Below are 13724 nucleotides of genomic sequence, written 5' to 3'. Positions count from 1 at the left end.
TTCAGGTGCTTCGCTTGAGAGGATCGAACTTGTCGGCGATGTCGGCGCCGAACACCGTCTGCCGCTCGATTTCCAGCACGTTTTCGGGACGCGGGAAATTGAATGGCACCCGGTCGCCCGGCCTGCGGGGCCTGCCGATGAGGCGGAAGAAATCCTCCAGCCCGTTGGGCACGATCAGCCAGACCCAGCGCAGATGCGCCTCGCCGTCGTTGACGAACATGTGGCGCACGTTCTTCGGAATGAAAATGGCGCTGTCCGGACCGATCGGGTATTCCTCGCCGGCGATCACCGCGCGGCCGCTGCCCTCGATGACATAGATCGCCTCTTCGTTGTGCTCATGGGTGTGTTCGCGCACGTAGCCGCCCGGGGCGACCGACTGCGTGCCGAGGCCGAAGGGATGCTCCATGCCCACGACATGGGGAGCGAGCGCCACGTTGACGTAACCGTTGGCGGGCACCGGCTGCCAATAGCTTTCGCGCGAACCGGCGTCCGACACATGGACCGCTGGGGACATGGGCTGAGGGCAGTTGTCGTCCATTGTTCCGCCTGTCTAAAGAAGCCCGGCCGGGTCGGCCGGGACAGTTTGCGAACAGGAAGGAGGTTATCGCGCACAAAGTGTCTACACAATAGTAGACAGATTAAATTTCTTCCCACTATAGTGCGCCGGTCGAGACCGCAGGAGGAGTGCCGATGGACAAGTTCGACGTTCTGGTGATCGGTTCGGGATCGGCTGCCTGCGCGGCGGCGCTGAGGGCCGCCAAAGGCGGGCTGAAGGTGCTGGTCATCGAAAAGAGCGACTGGCTGGGCGGCACTTCGGCGATGTCCGGCGCCGGCGTATGGATTCCCGCCAACCACGTGGCGGCCGCCGAGGGCGTCGCGGACAGCCGCGAGGAGGCAATGGCCTATCTGCGCGCCGTCGGACCCGACGGATGGGCTGAGAAGGAGGATGCCCTCTGGAGGAACTTCGTCGATACGGCGCCGCGCATGCTGCGGTTCCTCTCCGACAACACGCCCCTGGACTTTCGGGTGGTCAACGAGCCGGACCCCTATGTCGAGGCGCCGGGCGGCAAGCTTCGCGGCCGCATGGTTTCGCCCATGCCGCTCAGCCGGCGCATCCTCGGCAGGTTCGGGGCGCGGCTGCGCCGCTCGACAATGCCGCACAGCTTCACCTACCAGGAGGCCACCGACCACGACCTCTATCACAAGCCCATAAGCGCCGGCCTGAAGCTGTGGCCGAAGCTCCTGTGGCGCTGGCTCACCAACTCCGGCGGCCAGGGCACCGCGCTGATGGCCGGCCTCATCAAGGGCTGTCTCGACGCGGGCGTGACCTTCTGGCTGGAAGCGCGTGCCGTGAAGCTGATCCAGGAACCCGACACCCGCGTCGTCGGCGCCGAAGTGGAGCGGCAAGGGCAACGCCTCAAGATCGTGGCCGGGCGCGGCGTGGTGATCGCCACCGGCGGCTTCGAATGGGACGCCGAGATGCTGGCGCGCCATTTCCCCGGCCCGCTCGACCGCATCGGCAGCCCGCGCAGCAACGAGGGCGACGGGCAGAAGCTGGCCGCCTCGGTCGGCGCGCAGCTCGACCGCATGGACCAGGCGAACATCTATCCGTGCCTGCCCACGCGCTACCAGGGCAAGCCGCACGGCCTGCCCATCATTTTCCAGGCCGAGGCGCACTCGATCGTTGTGAACCGCCACGCCAGGCGCTTCGTCAGCGAGAACGAATTCAACATCGGCGAGGCAATGGACGCGCGCGACGCCGACGGCTCCCCGACCCATCTGCCCTGCTACCTCGTTGGCGACAGCCGCTTCCTGAAAACCTCCCTGCCGTTCCGCTGGTATGCCTCCTACGAACGCGGCTGGGTGAAGAAATCGGACACCGTCGCGGGCCTCGCCGCCCAATTGGGGCTTCCGGCCGCCGCGCTGGAAGAAACGATCTCGCGCTGGAACGCGTTCTGCGCGAAGGGCCGCGACGAGGATTTCCGCCGCGGCGACAGCGGGTGGGAGGAATACAAGGCGCACGGCCCCGAAAACCGCCTGAAGCCGATCGACAGGGCGCCCTATATCGGCATGACGCTCAACCGCTCGATCCTCGGCACCAAGGGCGGCGCGCGCACGAACGAAAGGGCCCAGGTGCTGCGGCCGGACGGATCGATCATACCGGGCCTCTACGCTGCGGGACTTGCCATGGCCAATCCCTTCGGCACGCGCGCCGTTGGGGCCGGAACGACGCTCGGCCCCAACATGACCTGGGGTTTCGTGGCCGCAGAGACGATCCTGCACCAGAACCGATGAAGGAGCTTCCACTTCGGGCCTGATTTCCGGCAGACGGCCCAAAAGGCGCGCGGGGATATCGTCGTTCGAAGAATGCGAACAATGCATGCACCCGCCGGGGACTCCCGCTGAACGGCATAAGCGCCGATATTGGCCGCAACGGAACCCCAACCAAAGGGAGCGGCACCATGCAACTCACCGGCATCCACCACCTGACGGCGATCACCGCCGATGCCCCCGCCAACAAGCGCTTCTACACCGACACGCTGGGCCTGCGGCTGGTCAAGAAGACCGTGAACCAGGACGATACCAGCGCCTATCATCTGTTCTATGCCGACGGGCTGGCCACCCCCGGCACCGACCTCACCTTCTTCGACTGGCCGGTCTCGCCCGAACGGCGCGGCACCCGCTCCATCAGCCGCACCGGACTGCGCGTGGCGGGCGAGGACAGCCTCGAATTCTGGGCCGCGCGCCTGCGCGATGCCGGACTGGAGGCCGGCGACGTCGCCCTAGTCGACGGCCGGGCCAGCCTCGACTTCCAGGACCCCGAGGGCCAGCGTTTCCGGCTGGTGGACGATGGCGGCGCGGGCGCCGCCCATCCATGGGAAAGGAGCGGCGTGCCGGCGGAGCGGCAGGTCCGCGGCCTCGGCCCGATCACCATCTCGGTGCCGCAGAAGGAACCGACCGACGCCGTGCTGTCGCGCGTGCTCAACATGAGCGAGGTGCGCGACTACGCATCGCCCGACGGCGAGGGCCGCGTCCATGTCTACCGCATGGGCGAGGGCGGGCCGGCGGCCGAACTGCACGTCGCGGTGCAGCCCGGCCTTCCCGTCGCCTGGCAGGGCGCCGGCGCGGTTCACCATGTCGCCTTCCGCACGCCGGACATGGCCGCGATCCATGGCTGGGCAGAGCGCCTCTCGCAGTTCGGTGTGCCCAACTCCGGCGAGGTCGAGCGCTATTATTTCCGCTCGCTCTACTTCCGCGAGCCCGGCGGAAACCTCTTCGAGATCGCGACCGACGGCCCCGGCTTCGCCGTGGACGAACCTCTCGAGAGCCTCGGCGAGCGGCTGGCGCTGCCGCCCTTCCTGGAATCGCGGCGCAAGGTGATCGAGGCCAACCTGAAGCCCCTGGAATAGCGGCACGCCTGCGAGGCGAAGCGCGCGGGGCCGGTTTGCGGAAAGCCGGCTCCGCGCTTGTATCTTCTGCATGCATTTTGCATACAGGCCTCATGCGTCGACCAGATGCCCGTGTTTGCTGCGAAATGAAGGCCGAGATGACCCAGACGACCACCTTGACCATCCATGCCCTGACCGAACTCATCGAGAGCATTTTCCGCACCGCCGGACTGAACGCGCCTGCCGCCGCTTCGCTCGCGCATGCGATCGCGGCGGGCGAACGCGACGCCTGCAAGTCGCATGGCATCTACCGCATCGAAGGCTGCCTGCGCACGGTCAAGGCCGGCAAGGTGGCGCCGGATGCCGCGCCGGTACTGGCCGACGACGGCAGCGCGGTGATCCGCGTCGACGCGAAGGGCGGCTTTTCCAATCCCGCTTTCGATCTTGGCGCGCCGGTGCTGGCGGCGCGGGCACGCAAACTGGGCGTTGCCGCGCTCGTCATAAACGACTGCGTGCATTTCGCCGCCCTGTGGCCCGAGATCGAGACCCTGACCGGCATGGGCGTCGCCGCGCTGGCCATGTGCCCGAGCTACGCCACGGTCGCGCCCGCCGGCGGATCGAAGCCGCTGCTCGGCACCAATCCGCTGGCCTTCGGCTGGCCGCGCCCCGGCAAGTCGCCCTATGTGTTCGATTTCGCCACCAGCGTGGCGGCACGCGGCGAGATCGAATTGCATCGCCGCGCCGGCAAGGCCCTGCCGGAGCAATGGGCCATCGACGCGCAGGGCAAGCCCACGACCGACCCCGAACAGGCGCTGGCGGGCGCCATGCTTCCCTTCGGCGGGCACAAGGGCTCGGCCATCTCCACCATGATCGAACTGCTTGCAGGAGCCATGATCGGCGACCTGACCAGCGCCGGGGCGCTGGATCTGCTCGGCACGACGACGCTGGCGCCGCAGCATGGCGAACTGATCCTGGCCTTCAGCCCCGAGCGTTTCGCCGCCGGCCGGCCGGGCAATGTCTTCGACCGGGCGGAGGTTCTGTTCGATGCCATCCTCGAACAGGGGGCGCGGCTGCCTTCGCAGCGCCGCTTTACCGCGCGCGCCAAGGCCGAGGCCGAGGGCATCGCCCTCACCGCCGCCGAAATGGCGCAGCTCGAGCGGCTGCAAAGCCTCGGCCTCGACGCGGTGAATTGAACCGGACATGAAAAGGCCCCGCTCCGGCAGGAACAGGGCCTTTTCTTGCTTTCCCTTTTCAGGGCGCGAGGTGGCGGAAATCGCTGCCGTCAGGCGGCGTATTTCTGCACCGCGCCCGGCTGGCGGGACCAGTCGGCATACCAGGCATCGAACAGCTTGAGCTGCGCCTCGGTGAAGCCGCGTTGGCTGTCGGAAAGGGCGTCGGTCTCGTTGAAGTGGAGCGTGTATTCGGGGTTCCCCTTCAGCACCATCATGTACTTGTAGTAGAGCACCAGGTCGGCGCCCTCGTCGAAATAGGACAGCACGGCCAGCGCCTGCTCCAGTTCGCGCGCGCGGGCCCGGGCTTCGGCATCGCCCTTGGCGGCGGCGTGGGAAAGCGCGCACAGATGCAGCACCTCGCGCGGCAGCACGTTGCCGATGCCGGTAATGGCGCCGGTGGCCCCGCAATTGACGATGCCGTGGAAGACGGCGGTGTTGACGCCGACCATCAGCGCCACCTCGTCGTTGCCGCTGGTGATGTGCTCGGCCGCATAGGTCAGCGCCGCGGGGCCGCCGAACTCCTTGAAGCCGACCAGGTTGGGGTGCTCGGCGCGAAGGGCGAAGAACAGGTCGGCGCGGGTGGCGAAACCGTAGTGCGGGCTGTTGTAGATCACCGCCGGCAGATCGGGGGCGGCGGCGAGGATCGCCTTGAAATGGTTGCGCTGCGCGGTCGGCGACGAGCCGCGGGACAAGACGCGCGGAATGACCATGAGGCCCTTGGCGCCGACCTTCTGCGCATGCGCGGCGATTGCCGTGGCGCTGGCGGTGTTGATCGCGCCGGTGCCGACCACGACCGGCACGCCGGCCGCGGCCAGACGGGCCACGCCTTCCATGCGCTGCCCGTCGGTCAGCAGCGGCCAGTCGCCCATGGAGCCGCAATAGATGACGGCGGACATGCCGGCCGCCATAAGCTCCTGGCCCTTGCGCACCAGCGCGTCGAAATCGGGTGTGCGGTCGGCCTTGCACGGCGTCATCAGCGCCGGGATGCAGCCTGAAAAAATGCTGGCGTTCATGAGGGTCTCCTTCGGAAGCCTGTTTCTGCCCGCCCGGACAAGGCATGCAGCCGCCTGCAATCTACCGGGACTGGCTGCATAATATCACTTGTATTTTATTTGTCGACAGAAAACACTGGCCGAGCATATCCACCCCGCGGCCGGGCTTCGGAGCCGGTCGTCAGATCTCGATATGGGCGTTGGTGCGGGGGTCGGCGGCGATGGAGGCCTGGATGTGGCGCACGATCTGGTCGGCGTGCAGGCTGGCTAGCCTGTCCGCCTCCGCGACGTTCCTTGCGGCGATCGCCGCGATCATCTGCTCGTGCTCGGCCACATATTCCGGCGGCAGGACGTCCTGGAACGACGAGTAGTAGAGACGCAGGATGCGCCGTCCCTCGTCCAGCAATTGCGTGAACAGCTCGATGTAGTAGCGGTTGCGGCCCGCCTGGGCGATGCCTAGGTGGAAGTCGCGGTTGGCCGAGATCATCGCCAGCGCGTCCGTCGCCTCGACCGCCTCGGCGAAGGCGCGCTGCAGTTCGTTGATCCTTGCAAGATCCTGCGGCCGGTGGTGCGCCGCCGCGAGCCGCGTGGTGACGCGATACATCAGCGTGAGCGCGTCGAAGAAATGCGGCAGGTTGAGGAAATCGATGTTGGACACGATGGTGGCGCGGTTGGGCAGCATGGTGATGAGCCCCTCGGCGGCCAGCCGCACCAGCGCCTCGCGCACCGGCGTGCGCGACAGCGAGAAGCGGCCGGCAAGCTGGACCTCGTCGATCGGGCTGCCCGGCGCCAGCGTCAGTTCGATGATCTCGTTGCGCAGCTTCTCGTAGACATGCGAGGCGCCGGAGCCGCGCCGGTGAAGGCTTGTCCTGTCGGCTTCCTGCTCGCCGCGTCGCCTGCTCATCATCCAACCTCGCCGATGCCCGGAACGAGAGCCTACTTAGCCGGGGCGGCCGCGGCCTGAAAAGTGCCGGAACGGGAAATTCGTCGGCCGAGAGCGCATGGGGACCGCGCGGCGGGGTGCAGCCAGGCCGACGGCCCGTCAGAATCCCACTTTACAGCGCCGCCGGGCGGCGTCACCATGGATGGTCGGCTTGGAAACAATTGCCGGCCCGGTGCCGCACTGCGCCGGAAAGCCGGAGAAGGGCTGCTTCCGGTCTATCGCGCCGGAAGCGCCGCTGCCCGGGAGGAGGCAGCCGCACCGCTTTGGCAGGCGGTCGGGAACGACAGTGTGAAGGATGCAACTGGGAGGAACCAATGGTGAGATCGCTTGCTGGCGGCATCGTTGCCGCTTCTGCTCTGTTACTGCTGGGTGCCACTGCGCTGGCAGATCCGGAGATCGTGTCCGGACCCGCGGCCCAGCCGGACTGCTTCGTGCCCTGGACCAAGGACACGCAGTTCTTCAAATATCCGAAGAAGGAAGGTCCCTATCGCATCGCGCTGGCCAACGGCTACATCGCCAACACCTGGCGCATCCAGATGGTGCAGACGGCGAAGGCCTATGCGGCCCAGCCGGATGTCGCCGCCAAGCTCAAGGAATTCAAGGTGGTGTCGACCGGCGAGGACGTGCCGGCGCAGATCTCGGCGATCAACAACTTCATCGACGCCGGCTATGACGCCATCGTCACCGACGCGCAGAACCCGACCGCCTTCGGCCCGGTCATCAAGCGCGCCAAGCAGGCCGGGGTCGTCCTGGTCGCCTTCGACAACATCCTCGACACCAAGGACGCCATCAACGTCAACGTCGACCAGAAAGGCCTCGGCGAATTGTGGGCCAAGTGGCTGGTCGAGCACCTGCCCAACGGCGGCAAGGTGCTCGAGGTGCGCGGCGTGGCCGGAACATCCGTCGACACCGACCGGCACGACGGCATCCATGAGGTACTCAAGGCCTCGGGCAAGGACTTCAAGGTCACCGAGGTGATGGGCAAGTGGGACGACGGCGTCGCCCAGAAGGTGACCGCCGACGCCATCGCCACCAACGGGCCCTTCGACGGCATCACCGCCCAGGGCGGTGACACCGGCGTGGTGCAGGCCATGATGGATGCCAAGCATCCCTTCGTTCCTTTCGGTGGCGAAACGGAGAATGGCTTCCGCAAGTTCTGCGCCAAATATTCCTCGGAGGGCCTGAAATGCACGTCCGCCGGCAGCGGCCCCGCCCAGGTCGCCGTGGCGATCAAGACGGCGATCGCCGCGCTGGAAGGCGATGTGGTGCCGCAGGAAGTCAAGCTGCCGCTGGCGATCGCCTCCGACCCCGACTTTAAGGAAGGCCAGGACTATTTCCCCAATGAGTCCGACAACTTCTTCGTCGGCAATTCTTTCCCGACCTGCGGCATCAATTTCACCGCGCAGGAGATCATGGGACAGACCAAGGAGAACCAGTAGCCCTTCGCCGTGCGCCGCGCGGCGATGGCCCGCGGCGCACGGCTTTCTTCTCAACGGCGGGAGGAACCGATGGACGACGCGGGTGCGCCGCTGCTGCGCATGGAGGGCATCTCCAAGCGCTACGGCGGCGTGAAGGCGCTGGAGAAGGCCGACCTGTCGGTCTCGGCGGGCACGATCCACGCCATACTGGGCGAAAACGGCGCGGGCAAATCCACCCTGATAAAGATCCTTTCCGGCGTCGTCTCGCCGGACGAGGGCGAGATCGCGCTGGAGGGCCGGCCGGTGAGCTTCGCCTCGCCGGCCGCCGCCAACCAGGCCGGCGTGGTGTGCGTGTTCCAGGAACTGTCGCTGATCCCCGACCTCAGCGTCGCCGACAATATCGCCATTTCCGATCCGCCCAGGCGCTTCGGCATGATCGACCGCCGGGCGCAGCGCCGCATCGCCGAGGAGGCGCTGGCGCGGGCCGGGGCGGCCGACATCCATCCGCTGACGCTGGTCAAGGACCTGCCGCTGTCGCGCATGCAGATGGTGGAGATCGCCAAGGCGCTGGCGCGCCGGCCGCGCATCCTCATCCTCGACGAGGCCACGTCCGCGCTCACCGCGGCGGACGTCGCCAAGGTGTTCGAGGTGCTGAAGCGCCTGCGCTCGGAGGGGCTGGCGCTCATCTACATATCGCACCGCATGAAGGAGATCGCCGAACTGGCCGACGAATGCACCGTCTTCCGCAACGGCCGCAAGGTGGCGAGCTACGCCGCCGGAACGCGGACCGACGACGAAGTGGTGGAGATGATGATCGGTCGCGAGGTCAGCCATGCCTTCCCCGCCCGCACGGACAAGGCGCCCGACGGACCGTCCGTGCTGGAGGCACGCGGCCTTTCGTGGACGAACCGGCTGCACGACGTGTCGCTGAGCCTGCGGGCGGGCGAGGTGGTGGGGCTGGGCGGTCTCGACGGCCAGGGCCAGCGCGAGCTTCTGCTGGCCTTCTTCGGCGTGCTCCGGGGGCTTTCCGGCCGCATCCTGGTCGACGGGCGCCAGGTAAGCATCAACAGCCCGGCGGCCGCGCGCGCTGCGGGCATCGGCATGGCGCTGATCCCCGAGGACCGCAAGACCGAGGGACTGATGCTGCCCATGACGGTGCGCGAGAACCTGTCCTTCGCCACGCTCGACCTCCTGTCGCGCGGCGGCGTGATCGACCGCGCCGCCGAGCAGCGGCTGATCGACGACATGGTGCATCTTCTGGCCATCAAGACCGCCGGCATCGACATCCCCGTCGGCTCGCTGTCGGGCGGCAACCAGCAGAAGGTGGTGATCGCCAAGTGGCTGATGCGGCAGCCGCGCATCATCCTGCTTAACGATCCCACGCGCGGCATCGACGTCGGCACCAAGCAGGAGATCTACCAGCTTCTGCGCAAGCTGGCCGACGAGGGCGCGGCCATCCTGTTCTATTCCACCGACTATGCCGAGCTGATCGGCTGCTGCGACCGCGTGCTGGTGCTCTATGACGGCGCCGTGCAGCGCGAGTTGGCCGGCGCCGGCATCACCGAGCACGCGCTGATCTCCAGCGCGCTCAATATCCGCGAGACGACGAGGATGGGTGCGGCATGAAGGACTGGCGCTACTGGCTGGCCGAACAGCGCGGCACCCTGCTGGCGCTCGCCATCTTCCTCGTCATGTTCACGCTTTACACCTCCAACCATCCCGCCGGCTTCACCGCCAACGTGGTGCAGACCGCCGCCAACAAGGGCGTGCTGCTGGCCTTCGTGGCCATGGCGCAGACGCTGGTGGTGATCACCGCCGGCATCGACCTGTCGGTGGGCATGGTGCTGCTGCTCACCAATTGCCTGGCCTCGTGGATCGTCGTGGGCTCGCCGTTCGAGACCGCGCTCGGCGTGGCGGGGGTGCTGCTGGCCGGGGCCGCCTGCGGCGCGCTCAACGGCGCCATCGTCATCTACGGGCGCCTGCAGCCGATCGTGGCCACCATCGCCACGGGCGCCATTTTCTACGGGCTGGCGCTGCTGCTGCGGCCGTTTCCGGGCGGGTCGGTCAACGAGGACCTCGCCGATGCGCTGACGGGCAGGCTGCTCGGCGTGGTGCCGGCGAGCCTGGTGGCGCTGCTCGCGGTGGTGCTGGTGGTGTGGGTGCCGTTCAGCCGCTCGGTGCTGGGGCGCGCGGCCTATGCGGCCGGCTCGTCGGAGGTCGCGGCCTACATGTCGGGCGTGCCGATCCGGCGCGGCAAGTTCGCCGCCTACGTGCTGGCAGGGGTGCTCGCGGCGATGGGCGGGCTTTTCCTCACCTTCTTCACCTATACCGGGGAGGCGGCGCTCGCCAGCGGCAACACCTATACGCTGTTTTCCATCGCGGCCGTGGTGCTGGGCGGCGTGTCGCTGTTCGGCGGGCGCGGCAGCGCCGTCGGCGCCATATTCGGGGCGCTCGCCTTCCGCACCATCGGCGACCTTCTGTTCGTCTTCGATCTCGATCCGCTGTGGCAGCCGCTGTTCCAGGGCGTGATCCTGCTGATCGCGGTGAGCCTCGGCGCCTTTGCGCTGTTCCGCGTGCGCAACCGGCTGGAGTGGTTCCTGTGAGCGACACGACCGTGGCCCGCCTCGCCGATCGCCTGCCGCAGTTCCTGCGCCGCGCCGATCCGGCGGTGGTGACGGCGTTTGCCTGCATCGTGGTGCTGCTGTTCCTCGGCAGCCTCTATTCGCGCAGCTTCTTGTCGCCGGAATATCTGCTCCAGCAACTGAAGGTCGCCTCCTTCCTCGGCGTCATCGCCACCGGCATGATGCTGGTGATCCTGCTCGGCCAGATCGACCTGTCGGTGCCGTGGACGGTGACGGCGGGAGCCATGATGGGCTGCGCGGCCGCCGCCTACGGGCCGCTCGGCGTCGTATTGGCCATTCCCTTCGGGGTGCTGTGCGGCATGCTGGTGGGTCTCGTCAACGGCGTGGGCGTGGCCTATCTGCGCATACCCTCCATGATCGTGACGCTGGCCACCAACGCCGTCGCGCAAGGGCTGATGGTGGTCTATACCGGCGGCTTCTCGCCCCAGGATTCGGCGACGGCCGCCATGCGCTACATCGCCACCGGCTCGACCCTGCCGGGCCTTCCCAACGCCGTCGTCATCTGGGCGCTGATCGGGGCGGCGATGATATTCGTGCTGACCCGCACGGCTTTCGGCCGCTCCGTCTACGGCATAGGCAACCGGGAGCGCGCCGCCTACCTGTCCGGCGTCGACACGCGCCGCGTGGTGCTGATCGCCTTCGTCGCCTCCGGCGGCCTGGCGGCATTCGGCGGCGTGCTGCTCGCCGGCTATGCCTCCAAGGCGGCGCAGTCGATGGGCGACGCCTATCTGCTGCCCTCCATCGCGGCGGTGGTGCTGGGCGGCACGTCCATCCTCGGCGGGCGCGGTTCCTATCTCGGCACCGTGGCCGGCGTCATCCTCATCACCCTGCTGCAATCCATCCTGTCGGTGATGCAGATCCAGGAAGCCGGCCGGCAGATCATCTATGGCGTCGTCATCGTCGCCATGCTGCTGCTCTACGGGCGCGCCCCGGCGAGCCGCTGAGAACCGGGCCGCCGGCACCACGGCGTGCTTGACGTAGGGGAAAGCCCATGCAACGAGCGTCCGCGTGGAAGTGCGGGCGGGCATGGCGTCGCCATGACGCATCGGACCTGAAGCCGGAGATGACGGTAGTGATGGACACGGCTCTCGACCGGGCGATGGGGGCGCTGATGGGGGGTGCCCTGGGCGACGCGCTCGGCATGCCGACGCAACTTTTGTCCGCCCGCGCCATCGCCGCCGCCTACGGCCATGTCGACCGTTTCCTGCCGCCGACCCCCGACCATCCGGTCTCGCGCGGCCTGGAGGCGGGCACCATCACGGACGACACCGAGCAGGCGCTGCTGCTGGGCCGGGTGCTGCTCGGCTCCGGCAAGATTTTCGACCACAGGCGCTGGGCCGACGCGCTCCTGGACTGGGAACGCGACGTCAGGGCGCGCGGCAGCTACGACCTGCTCGGCCCTTCGACCAAGCGCGCGCTGGACGCCATCAACAACGGCATCGCGCCGGAAGAGGCCGGCCGATACGGCGACACCAACGGCGCGGCCATGCGCATCGCGCCGGTGGGCGTCATAATGCCGCCGCAGCCGCTTGCGGCCCTCGTCGCCAAGGTCGCCGAGACCTGCCGCGCCACGCACAACACCTCGATCGCCATCGCTTCTGCTTCAGCGGTGGCCGCGGCGGTCAGCCGCGGCGTCGCCGGCGGCGACTGGCGGCAGGCCAGCCGTGACGCGCTGGCGGCCGCCACGCAGGGCGCGAAGCTCGGCCACTGGGTAGCAGGCGCCGACATCGCCGCACGCATCGAATGGGCGCAGGGGCTGGTGCGCGGCAGGGCCGAGGCCGAGGCCACCCGCCTGATCGTCGATCTGGTCGGCACCAGCGTGGCCAGCCAGGAAGCCGTGCCTGCCGCCTTCGCCGTGCTGGAAGTGGCCGACGGCGACCCCTGGCGGGCGGCCGTCATCAGCGCCAATCTCGGCGGCGACACCGACACGATCGGCGCCATCGCCGCCGGTATCGCCGGCGCCTGCGCCGGGCTGTCGCGCCTGCCGGCCGACCGGATCGCGGAACTGCGCGGCATCGATCCGCAGGCGGTGCGGGCGCTCGCCGCCGATCTGTTGGCGGCGCGGCGCGCGGCCGAAGCGGCGGCCAGCACGGAGAACGGGGCATGACGACGCCGCGGCTGCTCCACATCGGCAGCGCGGTGGTCGACCATGTCTATCGGCTGGACGCCTTGCCGGAAGCGGGTTCGGAAAAGGTCGCGGCAAGCTACGCGCAGGTGGTGGGCGGCGGCTTCAACATGATGGTCGCCGCGGCGCGCACCGGCATGGCGGTGGCCTTCGCCGGCCAGCACGGCACCGGGCCGAACGGCGATGCGCTGCGCGCCGCCCTCGCGGCCGAGAAGATCGCGACGCTGACGCCGCCCTCGCGAGAAATGGATACCGGCAATTGCGTGGTGATGATCACCGCGGATGCCGAACGCACCTTCGTTTCCTGGCCGGGCGCGGAGGGCCGCGTCACGCCGGCGATGCTGGCCGCTGTCGCGCCGTCGACCGGGGACTGGGCGTTCATTTCCGGCTACACGCTGAGCTATCCCGGCAGCCGCGAGGCGCTGGCCGGCTGGATCGCGGCGCTGCCGCGGCCGATGCCCTTCGTCTTCGACCCCGCGCCCGTCGTGGCCGACATTCCCGCCCCGATCCTGGAGCGCGTGCTGGCCCGCACGGACTGGCTGAGCTGCAACGCCGCCGAGGCCGCATTCCTGGCCGGGAAAGGCGATGCCGCGGCAATGGCGGCGCGGCTTCTCGCCCGCTGCCCGGCGGCACGGGGCGTCGTCGTGCGGCTCGGAGCGCAGGGCTGCTTCGTGCATCCCGCCGGCGCCGACGGACGCATGGTGGAAGGATTTTCCGTCGAGGCCGTCGACACCAACGGCGCCGGCGACACCCATATCGGCGCTTTCGTGAGCGCACTGGCGCACGGACAAGACCCCTTCGAGGCGGCGCGCTATGCCAATGCCGCGGCCGCCATCTCCGTCACTCGCCACGGCGGCGCGTCGGCGCCGGCCGATACGGAAATCCGGGATTTCATCGCCCGCAGCGGTGGCGCGGCGGATCGCCACCATGCGGCCGGTGGCTGACATCACGCCCGACAGGACGGGCGGACAAAGAGAGGAAGA

12 protein-coding genes are annotated in these 13724 nt (G+C 68.4%); 9 read left to right on the top strand and 3 right to left on the bottom strand.

What is annotated here, in order from left to right:
- Position 1: 1 nt before the first annotated feature.
- Positions 2-514, bottom strand: coding sequence for a cupin domain-containing protein (locus ACTDI4_RS02900; RefSeq protein ID WP_442839720.1), 513 nt, complete (start codon positions 512-514; stop codon positions 2-4).
- Between the two features lie 176 nt (positions 515-690).
- Between ACTDI4_RS02900 and ACTDI4_RS02895 the strand changes: the two genes are divergently transcribed.
- From ACTDI4_RS02895 to ACTDI4_RS02885, 3 genes are all read left to right on the top strand, one after another.
- Complete coding sequence (locus ACTDI4_RS02895; protein ID WP_442839719.1) at positions 691-2295, top strand: FAD-dependent oxidoreductase; 1605 nt, start codon at positions 691-693, stop codon at positions 2293-2295.
- A 167-nt stretch (positions 2296-2462) separates the two neighbouring features.
- Positions 2463-3410, top strand: a complete 948-nt coding sequence (locus ACTDI4_RS02890; protein ID WP_442839718.1) for a ring-cleaving dioxygenase — start codon at positions 2463-2465, stop codon at positions 3408-3410.
- A 137-nt stretch (positions 3411-3547) separates the two neighbouring features.
- Entirely contained in the window at positions 3548-4582 is a 1035-nt protein-coding gene (locus ACTDI4_RS02885; protein WP_442839717.1) for an Ldh family oxidoreductase, read from the top strand.
- A gap of 89 nt (positions 4583-4671) precedes the next feature.
- On the opposite strand, the gene ACTDI4_RS02880 is transcribed toward ACTDI4_RS02885, so the two are convergent.
- Positions 4672-5634, bottom strand: a complete 963-nt coding sequence (locus tag ACTDI4_RS02880; protein WP_442839716.1) for a dihydrodipicolinate synthase family protein — start codon at positions 5632-5634, stop codon at positions 4672-4674.
- 160 nt (positions 5635-5794) lie between these two features.
- On the bottom strand, positions 5795-6517 hold the full coding sequence (locus ACTDI4_RS02875) for a GntR family transcriptional regulator (RefSeq protein ID WP_442843246.1): 723 nt from the start codon (positions 6515-6517) through the stop codon (positions 5795-5797).
- A gap of 353 nt (positions 6518-6870) precedes the next feature.
- Here ACTDI4_RS02875 and ACTDI4_RS02870 point away from each other — a divergent pair, with 353 nt between their 5' ends.
- The 6 genes from ACTDI4_RS02870 to ACTDI4_RS02845 all read left to right on the top strand — a co-directional run bounded on the left by ACTDI4_RS02870 (position 6871) and on the right by ACTDI4_RS02845 (position 13685).
- On the top strand, positions 6871-7995 hold the full coding sequence (locus ACTDI4_RS02870) for a sugar ABC transporter substrate-binding protein (RefSeq protein ID WP_442839715.1): 1125 nt from the start codon (positions 6871-6873) through the stop codon (positions 7993-7995).
- A 69-nt stretch (positions 7996-8064) separates the two neighbouring features.
- Positions 8065-9600 (top strand): sugar ABC transporter ATP-binding protein, encoded by a 1536-nt coding sequence (locus ACTDI4_RS02865; RefSeq protein ID WP_442839714.1) that lies wholly within the window; start codon positions 8065-8067, stop codon positions 9598-9600.
- Entirely contained in the window at positions 9597-10577 is a 981-nt protein-coding gene (locus ACTDI4_RS02860) for an ABC transporter permease (RefSeq protein ID WP_442839713.1), read from the top strand. The genes ACTDI4_RS02865 and ACTDI4_RS02860 overlap by 4 nt, the downstream gene beginning before the upstream one ends.
- Positions 10574-11560, top strand: a complete 987-nt coding sequence (locus ACTDI4_RS02855; protein WP_442839712.1) for an ABC transporter permease — start codon at positions 10574-10576, stop codon at positions 11558-11560. The genes ACTDI4_RS02860 and ACTDI4_RS02855 overlap by 4 nt, the downstream gene beginning before the upstream one ends.
- A 131-nt stretch (positions 11561-11691) precedes the next feature.
- Positions 11692-12723, top strand: a complete 1032-nt coding sequence (locus ACTDI4_RS02850; RefSeq protein WP_442843245.1) for an ADP-ribosylglycohydrolase family protein — start codon at positions 11692-11694, stop codon at positions 12721-12723.
- A complete protein-coding gene (locus ACTDI4_RS02845) occupies positions 12720-13685 on the top strand; it encodes a PfkB family carbohydrate kinase (protein ID WP_442839711.1) in 966 nt (321 codons plus the stop codon). Before ACTDI4_RS02850 ends, ACTDI4_RS02845 begins: the two co-directional genes overlap by 4 nt.
- Positions 13686-13724 lie beyond the last annotated feature (39 nt).

The organism is Mesorhizobium sp. PUT5 (genome assembly GCF_052216645.1).
Lineage (GTDB): Bacteria > Pseudomonadota > Alphaproteobacteria > Rhizobiales > Rhizobiaceae > Mesorhizobium.
This window is presented reverse-complemented; position numbering and strand designations above follow the sequence as displayed.

Bases quoted from the DNA above. Each gene is read 5' to 3' on its own strand.
- ACTDI4_RS02895 (WP_442839719.1), top strand. From the start codon at position 691: ATGGACAAGTTCGACGTTCTGGTGATCGGTTCGGGATCGGCTGCCTGC.
- ACTDI4_RS02860 (WP_442839713.1), top strand. From the start codon at position 9,597: ATGAAGGACTGGCGCTACTGGCTGGCCGAACAGCGCGGCACCCTGCTG.
- ACTDI4_RS02885 (WP_442839717.1), top strand. From the start codon at position 3,548: ATGACCCAGACGACCACCTTGACCATCCATGCCCTGACCGAACTCATC.
- ACTDI4_RS02890 (WP_442839718.1), top strand. From the start codon at position 2,463: ATGCAACTCACCGGCATCCACCACCTGACGGCGATCACCGCCGATGCC.
- ACTDI4_RS02850 (WP_442843245.1), top strand. From the start codon at position 11,692: ATGGACACGGCTCTCGACCGGGCGATGGGGGCGCTGATGGGGGGTGCC.
- ACTDI4_RS02845 (WP_442839711.1), top strand. From the start codon at position 12,720: ATGACGACGCCGCGGCTGCTCCACATCGGCAGCGCGGTGGTCGACCAT.
- ACTDI4_RS02900 (WP_442839720.1), bottom strand. From the start codon at position 514: ATGTCCCCAGCGGTCCATGTGTCGGACGCCGGTTCGCGCGAAAGCTAT.
- ACTDI4_RS02870 (WP_442839715.1), top strand. From the start codon at position 6,871: ATGGTGAGATCGCTTGCTGGCGGCATCGTTGCCGCTTCTGCTCTGTTA.
- ACTDI4_RS02880 (WP_442839716.1), bottom strand. From the start codon at position 5,634: ATGAACGCCAGCATTTTTTCAGGCTGCATCCCGGCGCTGATGACGCCG.
- ACTDI4_RS02875 (WP_442843246.1), bottom strand. From the start codon at position 6,517: ATGAGCAGGCGACGCGGCGAGCAGGAAGCCGACAGGACAAGCCTTCAC.
- ACTDI4_RS02865 (WP_442839714.1), top strand. From the start codon at position 8,065: ATGGACGACGCGGGTGCGCCGCTGCTGCGCATGGAGGGCATCTCCAAG.